A 410-nucleotide genomic window follows, 5' to 3' on the forward strand; every position below is an offset into this window, starting at 1 on the left:
GCGGCGGTCGTGGCTGTGCCATCCGGCCAGCCGGTAACACCAAAGGCGGTAGCCAACTCTCCGGCGGCGGCGGCGAGGCCGAAGCGAAGGGCGGCACGCTGCGCCTGACCACTGGCCGAGGCTGGTAGGTTTTGGGTGATGAACTGTTCCACCGTGCGGCGCACGATCACTGTCCACCTGAGCATTTCCCCGGGCACACACAGTGCGTGCAGGAAAGCGGTGAGGGGCGTGCCGTAATATTTGGCTACTCGGGCCTTGAGCGCATCGGAGAGGGCGGCAGCGTCCTCAAAACCATTCAGCACATCGAACATGCCGAGGCCTTTGCTGGCATCCGCTGGCACGGCGAGCATGCGCACCTCCATACCGGCTTTCAGCTCCTTGTTTGCATCCGCCATGTGCTGCGCCAACGT

Annotated in this window: 1 pseudogene; it reads right to left on the bottom strand. The window is 64.1% G+C overall.

The window, feature by feature from the left end:
* Positions 1–410 (bottom strand): annotated as a pseudogene (locus tag BFP99_RS01770) (DNA/RNA helicase, superfamily II protein); the annotation flags it as partial.

Source organism: Pseudomonas sp. 1 R 17 (genome assembly GCF_900067035.1).
Taxonomy (GTDB): Bacteria; Pseudomonadota; Gammaproteobacteria; order Pseudomonadales; family Pseudomonadaceae; genus Aquipseudomonas; species Aquipseudomonas marginalis.